Annotated in this window: 15 protein-coding genes; 5 read left to right on the top strand and 10 right to left on the bottom strand. The window is 72.5% G+C overall.

The window, feature by feature from the left end:
• Positions 1–12: 12 nt before the first annotated feature.
• Entirely contained in the window at positions 13–1,368 is a 1,356-nt protein-coding gene (locus tag KUM03_RS18300; protein ID WP_217250135.1) for a dipeptidase, read from the bottom strand.
• 145 nt (positions 1,369–1,513) lie between these two features.
• On the opposite strand from KUM03_RS18300, the gene KUM03_RS18295 reads away from it, so the two are divergent.
• The 3 genes from KUM03_RS18295 to KUM03_RS18285 all read left to right on the top strand — a co-directional run bounded on the left by KUM03_RS18295 (position 1,514) and on the right by KUM03_RS18285 (position 4,862).
• Positions 1,514–2,827 (top strand): geranylgeranyl reductase family protein, encoded by a 1,314-nt coding sequence (locus KUM03_RS18295; RefSeq protein ID WP_217250133.1) that lies wholly within the window; start codon positions 1,514–1,516, stop codon positions 2,825–2,827.
• Positions 2,828–2,919: 92 nt separating this feature from the next.
• Positions 2,920–4,200, top strand: coding sequence for a sensor histidine kinase (locus KUM03_RS18290; protein WP_217250131.1), 1,281 nt, complete (start codon positions 2,920–2,922; stop codon positions 4,198–4,200).
• On the top strand, positions 4,197–4,862 hold the full coding sequence (locus KUM03_RS18285; RefSeq protein WP_217250129.1) for a response regulator transcription factor: 666 nt from the start codon (positions 4,197–4,199) through the stop codon (positions 4,860–4,862). The genes KUM03_RS18290 and KUM03_RS18285 overlap by 4 nt, the downstream gene beginning before the upstream one ends.
• Here KUM03_RS18285 and KUM03_RS18280 read toward each other — a convergent pair.
• From KUM03_RS18280 to KUM03_RS18270, 3 genes are read right to left on the bottom strand one after another with little or no spacing between them, the layout of a single operon-like run.
• The gene (locus tag KUM03_RS18280; protein WP_217250127.1) at positions 4,823–5,107 is read right to left on the bottom strand and encodes a DUF6332 family protein; all 285 of its coding nucleotides are present in this window, start codon (positions 5,105–5,107) and stop codon (positions 4,823–4,825) included. The genes KUM03_RS18285 and KUM03_RS18280 overlap by 40 nt on opposite strands.
• Before the next feature lie 55 nt (positions 5,108–5,162).
• Complete coding sequence (locus tag KUM03_RS18275) at positions 5,163–5,903, bottom strand: maleylpyruvate isomerase family mycothiol-dependent enzyme (protein WP_217250125.1); 741 nt, start codon at positions 5,901–5,903, stop codon at positions 5,163–5,165.
• 59 nt (positions 5,904–5,962) lie between these two features.
• Positions 5,963–7,135, bottom strand: a complete 1,173-nt coding sequence (locus KUM03_RS18270; RefSeq protein WP_217250599.1) for an MFS transporter — start codon at positions 7,133–7,135, stop codon at positions 5,963–5,965.
• A gap of 136 nt (positions 7,136–7,271) precedes the next feature.
• Here KUM03_RS18270 and KUM03_RS18265 point away from each other — a divergent pair, with 136 nt between their 5' ends.
• Positions 7,272–8,513 (top strand): ROK family protein, encoded by a 1,242-nt coding sequence (locus KUM03_RS18265; protein ID WP_217250123.1) that lies wholly within the window; start codon positions 7,272–7,274, stop codon positions 8,511–8,513.
• Between the two features lie 82 nt (positions 8,514–8,595).
• On the opposite strand, the gene KUM03_RS18260 is transcribed toward KUM03_RS18265, so the two are convergent.
• From KUM03_RS18260 to KUM03_RS18245, 4 genes are read right to left on the bottom strand one after another with little or no spacing between them, the layout of a single operon-like run.
• Positions 8,596–9,978: a GH1 family beta-glucosidase gene (locus KUM03_RS18260; RefSeq protein ID WP_217250121.1), complete on the bottom strand. Its 1,383-nt coding sequence runs from the start codon at positions 9,976–9,978 to the stop codon at positions 8,596–8,598.
• A 40-nt stretch (positions 9,979–10,018) separates the two neighbouring features.
• Positions 10,019–10,846, bottom strand: a complete 828-nt coding sequence (locus KUM03_RS18255; RefSeq protein ID WP_073731180.1) for a carbohydrate ABC transporter permease — start codon at positions 10,844–10,846, stop codon at positions 10,019–10,021.
• Positions 10,847–10,852: 6 nt separating this feature from the next.
• Complete coding sequence (locus KUM03_RS18250; RefSeq protein WP_217250120.1) at positions 10,853–11,806, bottom strand: carbohydrate ABC transporter permease; 954 nt, start codon at positions 11,804–11,806, stop codon at positions 10,853–10,855.
• Between the two features lie 11 nt (positions 11,807–11,817).
• Complete coding sequence (locus KUM03_RS18245) at positions 11,818–13,104, bottom strand: sugar ABC transporter substrate-binding protein (RefSeq protein WP_217250118.1); 1,287 nt, start codon at positions 13,102–13,104, stop codon at positions 11,818–11,820.
• Positions 13,105–13,387: 283 nt separating this feature from the next.
• Between KUM03_RS18245 and yicI the strand changes: the two genes are divergently transcribed.
• Positions 13,388–15,658: an alpha-xylosidase gene (yicI, locus tag KUM03_RS18240; RefSeq protein ID WP_217250115.1), complete on the top strand. Its 2,271-nt coding sequence runs from the start codon at positions 13,388–13,390 to the stop codon at positions 15,656–15,658.
• A gap of 9 nt (positions 15,659–15,667) precedes the next feature.
• Here yicI and KUM03_RS18235 read toward each other — a convergent pair whose 3' ends face one another.
• Entirely contained in the window at positions 15,668–16,870 is a 1,203-nt protein-coding gene (locus tag KUM03_RS18235; RefSeq protein ID WP_217250113.1) for a cysteine desulfurase-like protein, read from the bottom strand.
• A 92-nt stretch (positions 16,871–16,962) separates the two neighbouring features.
• On the bottom strand, positions 16,963–18,027 hold the full coding sequence (locus KUM03_RS18230) for an ABC transporter permease (RefSeq protein WP_217250111.1): 1,065 nt from the start codon (positions 18,025–18,027) through the stop codon (positions 16,963–16,965).
• Between the last annotated feature and the right edge of the window lie 55 nt (positions 18,028–18,082).

Here is an 18,082-nt window from a genome sequence, read left to right as displayed (position 1 = left end):
GGACGACCGGGCTCAGCCCGCCGCGTAGTTGCGCAGGAACAGCGCCTCCGCGACCGACAGCCGCTCCAACTCCTCGGGGGACACGCTCTCGTTCACGGCGTGGATCTGCGCCTCCGGCTCGCTCAGGCCGATCAGCAGGATCTCCGCCCGCGGGTACAGCGCCGCCAGGGTGTTGCACAGCGGAATGGAGCCGCCCTGGCCGGCGTACTGCATCTCCTCACCCGGGTACGCCACCGCCATCGCGTCCGCCATGGCCTGGTACGCCGGGCTCGTGGTGTCGGCCCGGAACGGCTGGCCCTGGCCGATCTGCTCGACGGCGACCCGCGCGCCCCACGGCGTCCGCGCCTCCAGGTGGGCCTGGAGCAGCTTGGTGGCCTCGGCGGCGTCCACGCCCGGCGGCACCCGCAGGCTGACCAGCGCGCGGGCGCCCGCCTGCACCGACGGGGTGGCGCCGACGACCGGCGGGCAGTCGATGCCGAGCACCGTGACGGCCGGACGCGCCCAGATCCGGTCGGCGACCGAACCCGAGCCGATCAGCTCCACGCCGTCCAGCACCCGGGCGTCCCGGCGGAACTGCTCCTCGTCGTAGGCCAGTCCCTCCCAGTCGCTGTCCGCCGCCAGGCCGTCGACGGTCGTCGAGCCGTCCTCGGCGCGCAGCGAGTCCAGTACGCGGATCAGGGCGGCGAGCGCGTCGGGCGCGGCGCCGCCGAACTGGCCGGAGTGCAGGTTGCCCTCCAGCGTGTCGACCTTCACGCGCACCAGCGTCATGCCGCGCAGCGTCGAGGTGACCGTCGGCAGCCCGACCCGGAAGTTGCCCGCGTCGCCGATGACGATGGTGTCCGCGGCCAGCAGCTCCGGGTGCTGCTCGGCGTACCGCTCCAGGCCGCCCGTGCCCTGCTCCTCCGAACCCTCGGCGATCACCTTGACGTGCACCGGCACGCCACCGTTCGCCTTCAGCGCGCGCAGCGCGAGCAGATGCATGAGCACCCCGCCCTTGCAGTCGGCCGCGCCGCGCCCGTACCAGCGGCCGTCGCGCTCGGTCAGCTCGAACGGCGGGGTCACCCAGCCGGCCTCGTCGAGCGGCGGCTGCACGTCGTAGTGGGCGTAGAGCAGCACCGTCTTGGCGCCCTCGGGCCCGGGCAGGTAGCCGTACACGGACTGGGTGCCGTCCGGGGTGTCCAGCAGGTCCACGTCCTGGAAGCCCTCGGCGCGCAGCGCGGCCGCTATCCAGTTGGCGGCGCCCACGCTCTCGCTGCGCGGGAACTGGTCGAAGTCCGCCACCGATTTGAAGGCCACCAGCGCGGTGAGCTCCTCCTTCGCCCTGGGCATCAGCGAGGAGACGGTCTCGGCGACCGGATTCGACGACATGGGCACGCTCCTTGTAGGTGCGACGTTGTACCGAGGAGTACTTGGATTGGTAGGGCCGATCCTCCCACAGTGGCCTGCGGCGATGCCCGCCGTAGGATGCGGGGGTCAGGTGCGGCATGCGGTTTGTTGGGAGCAGTAGACCATCGTGAGCAGCGAGAACTCTTCGGCGGACGACACGCGTCAGGTCTGGGACGTGGTCGTGGTGGGCGCGGGACCGGCGGGGGCCTCGGCCGCCTACGCGGCGGCGGTCGCGGGGCGGCGCGTGCTGTTGCTGGAGAAGGCGGAGCTGCCCCGCTACAAGACGTGCGGCGGCGGCATCATCGGTCCCTCGCGCGACACCCTCCCGCCCGGCTTCGAGCTGCCCTTCCGGGACCGCGTGCACGCGGTGACGTTCTCGAACAACGGCCGCTTCACCCGGACCCGGCGTTCCCGTCAGATGCTGTTCGGCCTGATCAACCGGCCCGAGTTCGACCAGCAGCTCGTCGAGCACGCCCAGAAGGCGGGCGCCGAGCTGCGCACCGGGGCCACCGTGACCCGGGTGGAGCAGCACGGGTCGGCGGTGCCGGACCGGCGCACGGTCGCCGTCGTCCTCCAGGGCGGCGAGACGGTGCTGGCGCGAGCCGTCGTCGGCGCGGACGGCAGCGCCAGCCGGATAGGCGCGCACGTCGGCGTGAAGCTCGACCAGGTCGACCTGGGCCTGGAGGCGGAGATCCCGGTGCCGGACACCGTCGCCGAGGACTGGAAGGGACGGGTCCTCATCGACTGGGGGCCGATGCCCGGCAGTTACGGCTGGGTCTTCCCCAAGGGCGACACCCTCACGGTCGGCGTCATCTCGGCGCGCGGCGAGGGCGCGGCGACCAAGCGGTACCTGGAGGACTTCGTCGGCCGCCTGGGCCTCGCCGGCTTCGAACCGAGCATCTCCTCCGGCCACCTGACGCGCTGCCGCGCCGACGACTCGCCGCTCTCCCGCGGCCGGGTCCTGGTCTGCGGCGACGCGGCCGGGCTCCTGGAGCCCTGGACCCGCGAGGGCATCTCCTTCGCCCTGCGCTCGGGACGGCTCGCGGGCGAGTGGGCGGTGCGCATCGCCGAGGCGCACGACGCCGTGGACGCGCGCAAGCAGGCCCTGAACTACGCCTTCGCCGTCAAGGCCGGCCTCGGCGTCGAGATGAGCGTCGGCAAGCGCATGCTGGCGATCTTCGAGCGCCGCCCGGGGCTGTTCCACGCGGCCCTGACCGGTTTCCGTCCGGCCTGGAAGGCGTTCAAGGACATCACGCAGGGTTCGACCTCCCTGGGCGAGCTGGTCCGCAGCCACCCCCTGGCGCAGCGCGCGCTGGCGGCGATGGACCGCCGGCCCGCGCGCCCGGCGGAGCCGACGGGCGCTCCGGACGCGGCGACGGGTACGGGCACACCGGACACCGGAGGTGCCGCGCGCCCCGCGGACGACGAAGCCGGGACCTGAGGGAGCGACCGGGGCGTACTTCCCCGGGAGTACGCGTGATCACCACGCGCGGGTGACGCCGCTCCCGTCGTGCGGCGTCTAGCGTGGCGGGCATGGACGGACAGCGCGGGCACACGGGCGGGCCGCCGCAGTGGTGGCGGCACGGGCCCCCGTGGTGGCATCGGCGGGACGACGAGGAGCACCGCCACCGGTGGCCCTGGCGCTCCACGGCACTGCTCACGGCGTTCGTGCTGGTCGGGTCCAACTTCGCCGCCCATTCCCAGGAGGGCGAGCGCGCCGCGCTGGACCCCTTCGCGCGCGTGCTCCTGTTCCTGACGGGCGCGGCGCTCCTGTGGCGGCAGCGGTACCCGGTGGCGGTCGTGTTCGCCGCGTCGGCCACCACCCTGGTCTACCTGGCCGCCGGATACCCGTACGGTCCGGTCCTCCTGGCCGTGGCACTGGCCTGCTTCAGCGCCGTCGTCTCCGGGCACCGCAGGGCCGCGTGGTCGGCCCTGGCGGCCCTGTGGGCGGGCCACGTCCTGCTGGTGCACTGGCTGTACCGCTGGCTGCCGCCGTCGTCGGACTCCGCCGCCTCCTGGGGCGAGGAGATCGTCATCGCCGTCTGGGTGGTGGCGATCGTGGCGGTGTCGGAGCTGGCCCGGACGCGGCGCGAGCAGTGGGCGAAGGAGCGGGCCGAGCGGGCGCAGGCGGCCCGGCGGCGCGCGGACGAGGAGCGGCTGCGGATCGCCCGCGAGCTGCACGACGTCCTCGCGCACAGCATCTCCGTCATCAACGTGCAGGCGGGCGTCGGACTCGCGCTCCTCGACACCGATCCGGAGCAGGCGCGGACCGCGCTCACCACCATCAAGGCCAAGAGCAAGGAAGCGCTCGGCGAGGTGCGCCAGGTCCTCGACACCCTGCGCACCTCCGGCGCCGCGCCGCGCACGCCCGCCCCCGGGCTCGACCGGCTGCCCGAGCTGGTCGAGCAGGCGGCGAGCGCGGGCCTCACCGTCGAGGTCGAGGGCGAGCCGCCGACGCTGCCGCCCGGTACCGACCTCGCCGCGTTCCGCATCGTGCAGGAGGCCCTCACCAACGTCGTACGCCACTCCGGTTCGCGGCATGCACGCGTGTGCCTCGCCCGGGACGGCGGCGTGCTGCGGCTGCGCGTCGACGACGACGGACCCGCGACCGGCGCCGAGGCCGGCGGCAGCGGCAACGGGCTGGCCGGAATGCGGGAACGGGCGACGGCGCTCGGTGGCACCATCGAGGCGGGCCCGCGCCCCGACGGCGGCTTCCGGGTGCTCGCGACGCTGCCCATCGGCGCCGGGGGCGCCGGGGGCGTCACGAACGCCAAGAACGCAGAGAACGCCCACCCCACGGAGGAGGACCGGTGATCCGCGTACTGCTCGCCGACGACCAGTCACTGGTACGCGCCGGTTTCCGGGCGCTGCTGGACGCGCAGCCCGACATCGAGGTGGCCGCGGAGGCGGCCGACGGTCAGGAGGCGGTGCGTGCGATCCGCGAACGGCGCCCCGATGTCGTCCTGATGGACATCCGCATGCCGGTGCTGGACGGCCTGGCGGCGACCCGCAGGATCACAGGGGACGCCGCGCTGCGGGACGTGAAGGTGGTCATGCTCACCACCTTCGAACTCGACGAGTACGTCTTCGAGGCGATCCGCTCCGGTGCCTCCGGCTTCCTGGTCAAGGACACCGAGCCGGAGGAACTGCTGCGTGCCGTGCGGGCGGTGGTCGCCGGAGACGCACTGCTCTCGCCGGGGGTGACGCGCCGGCTGATCGCCGAGTTCGCGGCCCGCTCCAAGGAGCCCGCGGCGGCCGGGCAGCTGGCCGGGCTCACCGAACGGGAGCGGGAGGTGATGGCCCTGGTGGGCATCGGCCTGTCCAACGAGGAGATCGCCCGCCGCCTGGTCGTCAGCCCGCTCACCGCCAAGACCCACGTCAGCCGCACCATGGTGAAGCTGGGCGCCCGCGACCGGGCGCAACTGGTCGTGCTGGCCTACGAGTCGGGCTTGGTGCGGCCGGGCTGGCTGGGCTGACCGGCCCGCGCGAAGCGCAGCAGCACGCTCGCCACCCGCACGAAGAACACGACGACGGCCAGCACCGCACCCGCCCCGACGAGCACGTCGCGGACACCGCCGGTCACTCCGAAAAGATACGCCGGCCCCGCCACGGCCCCGAACAGCACGGCCGCCGCGAACGCCGCGCTGCACAGCGCGTAGCCGATCTCGACCGTGATCGCGTCCCGCTCGCCCTGCGTACGCCGTCCCCCGTAAGTCGTCATGGCGTCAAGTCTCCCAGACGGGCCGCCCCGGCCCCTGCTCCGCGGCGCGGCCGGCTCACTTCCAAGTGATGCCCGACTTCTCGCGCCACAGCGCGGCGAGCGAGGCGTCGCCGGTCACCTCGGGGAACGGCAGGCGGTTCCACAGTGCCGGGTAGAGCAGTGCGGCGGGCCCGGAGAGTTCGCAGTCGGCGTCACCGTCGCCCGTCCGCTCGGTCACGGGCGGCTCGGCCGACAGCCGTACGGTCCACACCGCGCCGGGCACGTCCGTCGCCCGCACCCGCAGCGTGCGGGGCTCCTCGGTACGTACCGCGCTCTTCGGGCGGGCGTGGAAGGCGCACAGCAACTCGTCGATGCCGTCCACCGCGAAGTCCGTACCGACGGGGGTCGGCGCGCCGCCCCGGGCCGACTCGGCGTCGATGCGGTGCACGGTCGTCTCGTGCGCCTGCCGCCGCGCCCAGAAGGCCAGCGGGGACGGCGCGGGCAGGAAGTGCCAGCAGCGCACGTCGGGCGCGGCGCCGGTGAGGGTGTCGACCAACCGCCTGTGTCCTTCCCTGAACCAGGCCAGCAGGTCGCTGCCGTCGAGGTCGGGCAGGCCACCGTCGGGCCGGGGGCCGGTATGCCTCTCGGCGACGATCGACTCCGCCCAGCGGTGCACCGTCCCGGTGTGCCGCAGCAGGTCCCGCACCTGCCAGCCGGGGCAGGTCGGCACCTTGGCCTCGGTGCCCGCCGACTCGGCGGACGTGGCGAGCAACGCGCCCTCGCGGGCCAGGACATCGACGTACGCAACGGTCTCCATGGCGGTGAGTGTGCCGGATGGAGGGCGCTCGAAGGGAGTACTGCGCGGGACGTCCCGGCTCACCCCGGTGCCGCCGCCCGTCGGGTCGCGACCGCGACGAGGACCGCCACCGCCGCGAGCGCCGCCACGCTGGTGAGCGCGGTCGGCAGGGAGAACCAGTCGGCCATGAAGCCGATCGCGGGTGGCCCGAGCAGCATGCCGCCGTAACCCAGGGTGGACGCGGTGGCGACGCCGGCGGGCCCGCCCAGTGCGCCCGCCCGTTCGACCGCGACCGGGAAGATGTTGGCGAGCCCGAGCCCGGTGATCGCGAAACCGAACAGCGCCGCCCACACGGACGGGGCGAGCGAGCCCAGCAGCATGCCGGCCACGGCGGTGGTGCCGCCGGCGACCACCGTGGCCGTCCGACCCAGGCGCTCCAGCAGGGTCGTGCCGGTCAGCCTGCCGACCGTCATGGCGAGCGCGAAACAGGAGTATCCCGCCGCCGCCAGCCCCGGCGAGGCGTCGAGGTCCTGCTCCAGGTGCAGCGCGCCCCAGTCGGCCATGGCGCCCTCGCCGTAGGCCGTGCACAGGGCGATCACGCCGAAGACGACGACCAGGCGGCGGGTACGGCGGTCGAGCCGGCGCGGCGCACCCTGGTCCCGGTCGGCGCCCTCCGGTGGCGCCGCGGGTTCGCAGCGCAGCAGGGCACGGCCCGCGAACAGGGTCACGACGAGACCGATGACGGTGAGGCAGAGCAGGTGCCGCACGGGCGACAGCGACCCGGCGACCAGCCCGCCGAGCCCCGCGCCGACCATGCCGCCGAGACTGAACGCGGCGTGGAAGCTGGGCATGATGGGGCGCCGCAGTACGGCCACCAGGTCGACGGCGGCGCTGTTGAAGGCGACGTTGATCCCGCCGTACGCGCTGCCGAAGACCAGCAGGACCAGGCCGAGGGCGAGCGCGGAGTGGGTGAGCGGGGGCAACGCGATGCTGAGGCAGAGCAGGACCGCGCAGGCGACGGTGACGGGGTGGCTGCCGTAGCGGCGGCAGAGCCGTCCGGTGAGCGTCATGGTGACGACGGCGCCCGCGGAGACGCCGAGCAGGGCCAGGCCCAGAGCACTGGCCGAGGCGCCGGTCTGCTCCTTGATGGCGGGGATGCGTACGACCCAGCCGGCGAAGATGAAGCCGTCGAGGGCGAAGAAGGCGGTCAGGGCGGTACGGAGACGGGTGAGGTCGTTGCGGGAGCCCGGCACGGCGCTGTGCGAACGGGCTTTGTTTATTTGCGGCACAAAGTCAGGCTAGAGGCGCGGCCGGGGACGGGCAAGGGGCGCCCCGCGACCACAGCGGCGCAGGTCGGAGCCCTGTCGGTCGCATACGCTCGACACCACCATGAAGAACAACCTCACCCCCCTGGAGCCGAAGGCTGACAAGGCCACGGTCAGACGGCACAACCTCAGCCTCGTCCTGAGGGCCGTGCACGACGCGGGGGAGGCGACCCGGGCGGGGATCGCCGCGCACGTCGGACTGACCCGCGCGGCGGTCTCGTCCCTGGTCGAGCAGTTGCTGGAGTACGGCTTCGTCTCCGAGGGCGGCAAGACGAGCAGCGGGCAGGCGGGGCGGCCCGGTACCGTCCTGAAGGTGTCCAGGTCGGGTCCGGCGGGGCTCGGCGTCGAGATCAACATCGACTACGTCACCGTGTGCGTCGTCGACCTCGCCGGCACCGACCGGGTCCGGCTCGTCGAGCACGTCGACAACCGCGGGGTTCAGCCCTCGGAGGTGCTGGCGCGCGCCGCCCGGCTGGTGGCGCGGGCCATCGGCTCGGCGGCCGAGCAGGGCCTCGTCCCGGCCGGCGCGCACGTCGCCCTGCCCGGCCTGGTGACCGGCGGCACCGTCCGCCAGGCCCCCAACCTGGGCTGGCGGCGCGTCGCGGTGGAGGGCCTGTTCGCGCAGGCGCTCCTCGCCCTGCGCCCGGCCCACCGCCCGCTGCCGGTCAGCTCCGACAACGAGGCCAACGCCGCCGCCCTGGCCGAGCTGTGGTTCGGCGCCGGCACCGAGGGCGTGCGCAGCTTCCTCCACCTGACCGGAGAGATCGGCGTCGGCGGCGCCCTGGTGCTCAAGGGGGAGCTGCTGCGGGGAGCGCACGGCTTCGCCGGGGAGATCGGCCACATGGTCGTCGATCCCGGCGGGCCCCTGTGCCGGTGCGGGGCGCACGGCTGCCTGGAGCAGTACGCCGGACAGGCCGCCCTGCTCGAGGCGGCCGGCATCGACGCGGCCACGGGTGTGCGGGGCGTCGCGGAGCTCGAACGCCGCGCCCGGCGTGGTGAGCCGGCCGCCCTGTCCGCGATCGAGCGGGCGGGGCGGCACCTGGGCGTCGTCGTTTCGGGCGCCGTGAACCTCTTCGACCCCGACGCGGTGATGCTCGGCGGCGTCTACCGCGAACTGATGGACTGGCTGGCGCCCGCCGTCGACCGGGAACTCGCCCGCCGTGTCGTCTCCGGGCTGTGGCAGGAGGACGGGAAGCGGCTGCGGGCCTCCTCGCCCCTCGGCGACGCGGCCCGGGGCGCGGCCGGCGCGATCGTCCGCGAGGTGCTGGCCGACCCGGCGGCGTATGCGGAGCGGGACGCGGGCTGACGGGCCGACGCAGTCCGACGGCGCGGACGGGAGGCGACGAGGCCGGCGGGGGCCGCGGCAGGGCGGCCCCCACGCCCCGGCGTCACCCCCGGCGGTTCGCGGTGATCATCTCCCGGTACCAGCGGTAGCTGTCCTTCGGTGTGCGCTCCTTCGTCCCGTAGTTGACGCGGACGATGCCGAAGCGCTTGTCGTAGCCGTACGCCCACTCGAAGTTGTCCAGCAGCGACCACACGTAGTACCCGCGCACGTCCACGCCCGCGTCGATCGCCGCCCGCAGCGCGGTGAGGTGGTCGCGCAGGTAGGCGACCCGGTCGGCGTCGTGCACCGTGCCGTCGGCGGCGGGGGCGTCGTTCTCGGCCGAGCCGTTCTCCGTGATGTGGACGGGCGGCAGCGCGCCCCCGTACTGCTTCTTCAGCCGCACCAGCAGCTCGGTGAAGCTGTCGGGGACGACCGGCCAGCCCATCGCCGTCTCGCGGACGCCGGGCAGCCGTACCTCCTCGTAGCGGTTGTCCGTCGCCACCCGCCGCGCCGGGTCGCTCTCGCGATGCGGGGCGTCGGCGACCACGATCGGCCGGTAGTAGTTGACGCCGAGGAAGTCCAGCGGCTGCGAGATCAGCTCCAGGTCGCCGTCGTGGCGGAAGTCCGCGCCGGTGATCAGGTCGCCCCAGGTCTCCACCTCGGTGGCCGGGTAGCGGCCCGCGAGGATCGGCTCGGTCCACACCAGGTTGTGCTGCGTGTCGGCGCGGACCACGGCCGCCAGGTCGGCGGGGGAGTCGGTGGCCGGCAGGTTGCGGTCCAGGTTGAGCGTGATGCCGACCTCGCGCACCCCGGCCGCCCGCAGTGCCCGTACCGCCAGACCGTGTCCGACCAGCAGGTGGTGGGCGGCGGCCAGCGCGCCCCGGCCCTCCTTGGCACCGGGCGCGTGCCGGCCGACGGAGTAGCCGAGGAAGGAGCTGCACCACGGCTCGTTGAGGGTGATCCAGCGCGGCACCCGGTCGCCCAGGTGCTCGGCGACCTGGGCCGTGTACTCGGCGAACCGCTCCGCCGTCTCCCGCACCCGCCAGCCGCCCCGGTCCTCCAGGGCCTGCGGCAGGTCCCAGTGGTACAGGGTGGCGGCCGGTTCGATGCCCGCCGCGAGGAGTTCGTCGACCAGGCGGGAGTAGAAGTCCAGGCCCTTGGGGTTCACCGCGCCCGAGCCGTCCGGCAGGATGCGCGGCCAGGCGATCGAGAAGCGGTAGGAGTCCACGCCCAGGTCGCGCAGCAGCGCCACGTCCTCGCGGTAGCGGTGGTAGTGGTCGCAGGCCACGTCGCCGGTGTCACCGTTCACGACCAGGCCGGGCGTGTGGCTGTAGGTGTCCCAGATCGACGGGCCGCGGCCGTCCTCCCGGGCCGCGCCCTCGATCTGGTACGAGGCGGTCGCGGCGCCGAAGACGAAACCGGGCGGGAAACCGGGGTACTCGCTCATGCTGTGCTGCTCATCTCCTGTACGGGGAAGGTCACTTGAGTCACTTGACGGAACCGCCGGTGATCCCGGCGGCGATGTACTTCTGGGCGAGGACGAGCAGGATCGCCGCCGGCACCGCGGAGAGCACGGAGGCGGCCATCACCGAGCCCCAGTCGCCGACGTGCGCGCCGATGTACTGGTAGATGCCCAGGGTGATGGGCTTGACCTCGTCGGTCGTGTTCAGGGTGAGCGCGAACATGAAGTCGCTCCACGAGAACAGGAACGCGAACAGCCCCGACGTGATCAGCGAGTTGCGGCTCATCGGCAGCACCACCCGCACGAACGTCCGCACCGGCCCGGCCCCGTCGATCTGCGCGGCCTCGATCACCTCGCCCGGGATCGACACCATGAACGAGCGCATCAGCACGATCGAGAACGGGATGCCCAGCGAGGCGTCCGCCAGCATCAGGCCGAAGTAGGAGTTGACCAGGCCGAGGTCGACGTACGAGTTGTAGAGCGCGTTGGCGATGACGATGCCCGGCACCATCTGGGTGATCAGCGTGCCGAACACGATGGTGCGCGAGCCGCGCAGCCCGAACCGCGCCAGCCCGTACGCCGCCGGCGCCGAGATCAGCAGGCAGATGGCGACCGCGCCGAGCGACACCGCGAGCGACGTCAGCAGGTGCCCGCCCTGATCGCTGATGGCCTTCGAGAAACCGGACAGGTCCAGGCTCCCCGGCACCGGGTCGACCTTCAGCAGCCCCGACTCCGGCTGGAGCGCGGTGTTGAGCATCCAGTACAGCGGGAACAGCATCACCGCGAGGACGAGCACACCGGCGACGGTGGAGCCCCAGCGGCGCCGGGACGCGGTGGGCGTGTGGGTGGCCATCGTCGGTCACTTCCCCTCGGTGCGGTTGGCCCGCAGGTAGAACACCGCGAACACGGCGGAGATCAGGATGAGCACGTTGCCGACCACGGCGCCCGCGCCGAAGTCCAGCTGGACGAAGGAGTTCTGGTAGGTGAGCGTGCCCAGCGTCTGGGTCGCGTCGGCCGGGCCGCCGTCGGTGAGGGCGAGGATCAGGTCGAGGATCTTCACCGTCGACATGAAGCCGAGCACGAGCACCACCGTGATGACCGGCTTGAGCACCGGCAGGGTGACCGACCGGAACGTCCGCCACGCCGATGCGCCGTCCAGCGCGGCCGCCTCGTGCAGTTCCCTCGGGATCTCCTGGAGACCGCCGTACAGGATGACCATGTTGAACGGGATGCCGATCCAGATGTTGACCAGGATGACCGAGAGCAGGGCCATCCCCGGGCTGGTCAGCCAGGGCGTGTGACCGCCGATGCCGATGGTGTCCAGGAAGGAGTTGAGGACGCCGGTGTCCTGGTCGAGGATGCGCCGCCACACGATGCCGGACACCACCATGGGCACCAGCCAGGGCAGCAGGATCAGCGAGCGCAGCACCCCGTTCAGCGGGAACCGGCGGCTGAAGAAGACCGCCAGCGCCATGCCGATGCAGAACTGCCCGAGCAGCGAGCCGGCGGTGAACACGAGCGTGTGCCACAGCGCCTTGCCGAACAGGGCGTCCTGGAACACGTTGGACCAGTTGTCGGCGCCGTTGAAGGGCGCCTCACCGGTGAAGAAGGTCTTCGGCGTGTAGTGCTGGAAGCTCATCACGACGTTGCGGACCAGCGGGTAGCCGAAGAAGAGCAGCATGAAGACGACGGCGGGGGCGACGAACCCCCACTGGGCGAGCCGGCGACGACGCGCGATCCGCGCGGGATCGGGAGCGGCGGCCGGCTCGGAAGCCTTCTCGGGCGTCTGTGCGGTGACGGTGGACGTGGTCATGGGCGCGTACCTCAGTTCCCGCTCGTGGCCCGCTGCTGGGCGCGCTTCAGGGCGGTCTCACTGGACTGGCCGGTCAGGGCGGACTGGAAGGCGCTCTGCAGGGCGAGCGACACGCTCGACCAGCCGGCGCCGAGCTTCGCCGTCCGGGACCGGGCGACGGCCACCTGGTCGGCGAGGGAGTCCAGCTCCGGCACCTTCTCGCGCCAGTCGGCGGCGGCCTCGGCGTTGGCCGGGACCATCCAGCTGTTGAGCGCGTACGTCAGCTGCTCCTGCTCGCTGGACAGACACGCGACGATTTTCCCGGCGGTCTTCTCCCGCGCCTCGTCACCGGTGTTCGGGACGGTGAGCACGGCACCGCCCAGTGGTCCGACCGAGTCCTCGCCGGCTTCCGGCACCGGGATCGGCGCGATGCCCCAGTGCAGGGACTTGTCGCTGTTGAGGGTCTCCACCTGCCACGGGCCGTTGATCATCATCGCCGCGTTGCCGGCCATGAACTGGTCGTTGACGTCCGCCTGCGTCCAGTTGACCGTCGACTTCGACAGCGAGCCGTCCCCGAGCAGGCCCTTCCAGTAGTCCAGCGCCTCCACGACCTGCGGACTGTCCAGGTCGGTCTCGTCACCGCCGTTGGACCACATGAACGGCAGGAACTGGAAGACGCCGTCCTCCGCGCCGCCCGCGCTCAGCGCCAGGCCGTACCGCTTGCCCTGGGTGAGCTCCTTCGCGGTCTGGCGCAGTTCCGCCCAGGTGGTGGGCACCTCGACGCCGGCCTCGTCGAGCACGTCCTTGTTGTAGAAGAGCGCCAGCGTGTTCACCGACCGGGCCGCGCCGTAGTACGTCCCCTGGTACGAACCGAAGTCGACGATGCCGTCGGGGATGTCCTCGGTGCTCAGCCCGAGGGATCGCAGGTCGGTCAGGCCGCCCGCGTCGGCGAAGGTCGGCATCTCGGACGCGTCGAACTGCACGATGTCGGGCAGCGACTTGGACGAGGCCATGCGCAGCGCCTTCGTCATCACCTGCGAGGCCGGGACGCTCTGCTGCTCGACGGTGATGCCCAGCCGCTCGCCGCACCGGGCCATCGCCTCCGCGTCCCAGCGGTGGTAGGACTCGTCGGTCGAGGAGTTCAGCACGGTGTACACATCGGGGTCCCGCTGCTGTCCGCAGCCGGTGAGCGCGGCCCCGGCGACCAGGACACAGACGGCGGCGACCGGGGCGACGACTCGGCGTGAGCGTCCTCGCCCGTGGTGCCCGGCGGCAGGAGGGTGTGCTGTCAAGGCGAGCGAAGTGAAGCGCTTCGACATGGTGCGGCCCTTGCTGTCGTACCGTCCGGCTTCGTCGCCGGACCGTTTTGTTTGGTCTGATGACTAATACGTCACGAGGGCGCTGCCGCGCTAGAGGAAAGTGGCCCCGGTCTCTTCGTTCCGTGGCGTGAAGAGAGTGTTCTTGTCGGTAATCGTGCCTGATCAGGGCGACGAACCTCGTCACGGCCCCTCAGTGGCCGGATTTGTTTTGTGTACGATCAAAACGCTGCGGGACGGTCCCCGTTCGCCCATCCGACAGCTCCCGTCCCATCCGAGGAAGATCATGAAGTTCACCGACGGCTTCTGGCTCATCCGCGAGGGCGTGCAGATCTCGTACGCCACCGAAGTACGCGACGTGCACCCGCAATCGAAGCGCTTCACCGCCCATGCCGCCGTGAAGAAGGTGACGCGCAGGGGCGACACGCTCAACGCGCCGCTCCTCACGGTCGAATGCTTCTCTCCCGCCGAGGGCGTCATCGGCGTCCGCGTCACCCACCACGCCGGCAAGCGCCGGCCCGGCCCCGACTTCGCCCTCACGGCCGCGGCGGACGGCGTCGGCACGGTGCGCCAGGGCGGCACCGTCACCGAGCTGACCAGCGGACCGCTGACCCTCCGCCTGGACCGCGAGGGCCCCTGGGGCCTCACCTTCCACGACGCCGACGGACGCGAACTGACCCGCGCCAACGCCAAGAGCACGGCCTTCGCCACCACGGGCGACGGCGCCCACCACATGCTGAGCCGGCTCTCCCTCGGCGTCGGCGAGCAGGTCTACGGCCTCGGCGAGCGCTTCACCCCGTTCGTCAAGAACGGCCAGGTCGTCGACATGTGGCAGGCCGACGGCGGCACCAGCAGCGAGCAGGCCTACAAGAACATCCCGTTCTACCTCTCCTCACGCGGCTACGGCGTCTTCGTCAACCACCCCGGAGCCGTCTCCTTCGAGGTCGGCTCCGAGTCCGTCGGGCAGGTGCAGTTCAGCGTCGAGGACCAGACGCTGGAGTACTATGTCGTCGCCGGCCCCACCCCCAAGGACGTCCTCACCCGCTACACCGCCCTCACCGGCCGCCCCGCCCTGCCGCCCGCCTGGTCCTTCGGGCTGTGGCTCACCACGTCCTTCACCACGTCGTACGACGAGCACACGGTGACGTCGTTCGTCGACGGCATGGCCGAGCGCGGCATCCCGCTGACCGTCTTCCACTTCGACTGCTTCTGGATGCGCGAGTACCAGTGGTGCGACTTCCAGTGGGACCCGGACGTCTTCCCCGACCCGGACGGCATGCTCGCCCGGCTCAAGGCCAAGGGCCTCAGGATCAGCGCCTGGATCAACCCCTACATCGCCCAGAAGTCCCCGCTCTTCGACGAGGCCGCCGCCCTCGGACACCTGGTGCGCCGGCCGGCCGGCGACATCTGGCAGTGGGACCTGTGGCAGGCCGGCATGGGCCTGGTCGACTTCACCAGCCCCGCCGCCCGCGACTGGTACGCCGGGAAGCTCAAGCCGCTGCTCGACCAGGGCGTGGACTGCTTCAAGACCGACTTCGGCGAGCGCGTCCCCACCGACGTCGTCTGGCACGACGGCTCCGACCCGGAGCGGATGCACAACTACTACACGCACCTCTTCAACCGCACCGTCTTCGAACTCCTCGAAAAGGAACGCGGGCAGGGCGAGGCCGTCCTCTTCGCCCGTTCCGCGACCGCGGGCGGCCAGCAGTACCCCGTCCACTGGGGCGGCGACTGCTGGTCGTCCTTCGAGGCGATGGCCGAGTCGCTCAGGGGCGGCCTGTCCCTGTCCCTGAGCGGCTTCGGCTTCTGGAGCCACGACATCGGCGGCTTCGAGGGCACACCCGACGAGGCGGTCTTCAAGCGCTGGCTGGCCTTCGGCCTGCTCTCCTCGCACAGCCGCCTGCACGGCTCCTCCTCCTACCGGGTGCCGTGGGAGTTCGGCGAGGAGGCGGTCGACGTCGCCCGGAGCTTCACGCACCTCAAACACCGCCTGATGCCCTACCTGTACGGCGTCGCCGCCGAGGCCCACCGCACCGGCGTGCCCATGATGCGGCCGATGCTCCTGGAGTACCCGCACGACCCGGGCTGCCGCCCGCTGGACCGCCAGTACATGCTCGGCCCCGACCTCCTGGTCGCCCCGGTCTTCACCGAGGACGGAGAGGTCGAGGTCTACCTCCCCGAGGGCACCTGGACCCACCTCCTGACCGGCGACCGCGTCACCGGCCCCGTCTGGCGCACCGAACGGCACGGCTACGACAGCCTGCCGCTGTACGTCCGCGAGGGCGCCGTGCTGCCGCTGGCCGCCGACGACAGCCGCCCCGACGGGGACTGGCTGGACGCCCCGACCCTGCTGGTCCACCCGCCCGCCGGGCCCGGCTACGAGGCGGAGGTCACCGTGCCCGACCTGCTGGGCACCCCGGCCGCGGCCTTCCGCGTGCGGCGCGACGGGGACGTCCTGCGGGTCACCGCGTCCGGCACCGACCGCCCGTTCACCGTGCGGGTCGCGGGCGGGGCGAGCGCGGAGGGCACCGGTGAGGTGACGGTGCCCCTGGGGTGAGCCGTCGGGTCAGCGGGCGAGGGTGCCCAGCGCGGTGAGGAGACGGTCCACGTCGCCGGCGTCGGTGTACGGCGCGAGTCCCACGCGTACGGCACCCTCGTCGCCCAGTCCCAGCCGGCGCGAGGCCTCCAGGGCGTAGAAGGAGCCGGCGGGCGCGTCGATCCCGCGTTCGGCGAGCCGCCCGTACACCTCGGCGGGGCTGAGGCCCGCCACGGTGAACAGCAGGGTCGGGGTGCGCCGGGCGGCCCGTGAGTACACGGTGATCCCGCCGAGCTCCGCCAGTCCCCGCTCGATGCGCTCGCGCAGGGCCTCCTCGTGCGTCTCCAGGGCGGCGAAGGAAGCCGCCAGACGGTCCCGGCGGCTGCCGCGCGCGTCCGGCTCCAGACCCGCGAGGAAGTCCACCGCGGCGCGGGCCCCCGCCAGCAGCTCGTACGGCAGCGTGCCCAGCTCGAAACGCTCGGGGACGGCGTCGCTGGACGGCAGCAGCTTGTCCGGCCGCAGTGTCTCCAGGAACTCCGGCCGGGCCGCCAGCACTCCCAGGTGCGGACCGAGGAACTTGTACGGCGAGCACACCAGCGTGTCCGCGCCGAGCGCCGTCAGGTCCACCACGGCGTGCGAGGCGTAGTGCACCGCGTCGACGTGCAGCAGCGCGCCGACGCCGTGCGCGAGGCCGGCGAAGGCGGGCACGTCGGGCACGGTGCCGATCAGGTTGGACGCGGCGGTCACCGCGACGAGCCGGGTGCGGGGGGAGAGCACCGCCTCGATGTGCTCGGGCAGCAGCTCCCCGGTGGCCGGGTCGAAGTCGGCCCACCGCACGCTCGCGCCGGCCGCCTCGGCCGCCTGGACCCAGGGGCGGATGTTGGAGTCGTGGTCGAGGCGGGTGACGACCACCTCGTCGCCCGGCCCCCACGTCCTGGCGAGCGTCCGGGACAGGTCGTAGGCGAACTGGGTGGCGCTGCGGCCGAACACGACGCCCCGCGGGTCGGCGCCCAGCAGGTCGGCCAGGGCGCTGCGGGCGTCCGCGACGATGCCGTCCGCGTTGCGCTCGCCCTCGGTCGTCCGGCCCCTGTTGGCCAGCGGATGGGCCAGCGCCTCGGCGACGGCGTCGATGACGGGCTGCGGGGTCTGGGTGCCGCCCGGGGCGTCGAAGCGGGCGGAGCCGGACTTCAGGGCGGGTATCTGCGCGCGGATCGCGTCGACGTCCAGGGCCATGTGCACTCCAACCGAAGGCGGGCGTTCCCGCTCCATGATCGCAGCAGGGCGCCGATCGGAACAGACGCCCCCGACGGACGAGTACGGACGGGTCAGGAGTCCGCCGCGTGTGCCGGCTGTTTCTCGCGGCCACCGGGATGCCGGTGCCGCCAGATCCAGAAGACCGTGCAGGACAGCAGCGCCCAGCCGCCGAGCACCAGGAACGGGAACACGTGCTGGTGGCCCTGGAAGTACACCGCCGTGTGCTGCGCGTTGACCGAGGCGCCGGGCGGCAGCCACTGCCCGATCGCCCCCAGCGGGGAGGGCAGCAGGGGCCAGGACACCGCGCCGCCGGACGACGGGTTGCCGAGGAGCACCATCAGGCCCCAGGTCGGCAGCATCGCCCAGCGTCCGAACAGGGTGTTGAACATCGTGAAGACCATGCCCGACGCGAACATGGTGAGCGCCAGGATCATCCACGACTCGACGAACGGCAGGTCCAGCGCGTTCAGCAGCCAGTCCACCGTCGCGGCGATGGCGAACCCGCCGAGCAGCGCGTAGGCCGCCGTGAAGAGGATGCGTTCGAACGGGGTCAGGGAGCGCGCGTGCACGCTCAGCTGGATCGCGCCGACGAAGCCGATGATGACGGCGGCGAGCGAGATGTAGAAGATCGCGAGCCCGCGCGGGTCGCCCTCCTGGAGGGGGTTGACGTCCCGGACGGTGACCTCGACGCCGGTCCTCTTCCCCACGGCCGGTGCCGTGTCGGCCAGTACCTGGGCGACCGAGGCGCCCGACGCGCTGGACAGGTGGAGCACGGCGGTCCGCCCGTCGTCGCGGATCTCGAAGATCCCGAAGACCTCCTGGTCCTGCATCGCCTCCCGGGCCTCGGCCGTGCTCTCGTAGGGGTGCACCTTCACGGACGCGTTCAGTGCCTTCTCCAGGCCGTCCAGGAAGGCCTGGCCGCGCGCCTCCTCGTACGAACCGACCACCGCCGTGGGGATCGAGTGCGGCGTCGGGTCCGCCATCGAGTAGGTGTACGAACCCGCGAAGAGTCCCGCGGCCGCCGCGAGGATCAGCACCAGCACGGTGGCCGGCCAGAACGGCGACTGCCGGAACGTGGACCACCGCTGCCCGCGCGTCGCGGGCTCGGCGTGCGCGCCGTGGGACGAGTGGGCCATGTGCCGGACGCTTTCACAGAAGGGGGGCGAGGGCATCACGGACGCCCCCGCCCGG

Source organism: Streptomyces sp. AC602_WCS936, assembly GCF_019049125.1.
Taxonomy (GTDB): domain Bacteria; phylum Actinomycetota; class Actinomycetes; order Streptomycetales; family Streptomycetaceae; genus Streptomyces.
The sequence above is the reverse complement of the archived record's forward strand: the minus strand, read 5'-3'. Positions and strand labels throughout refer to the sequence as shown.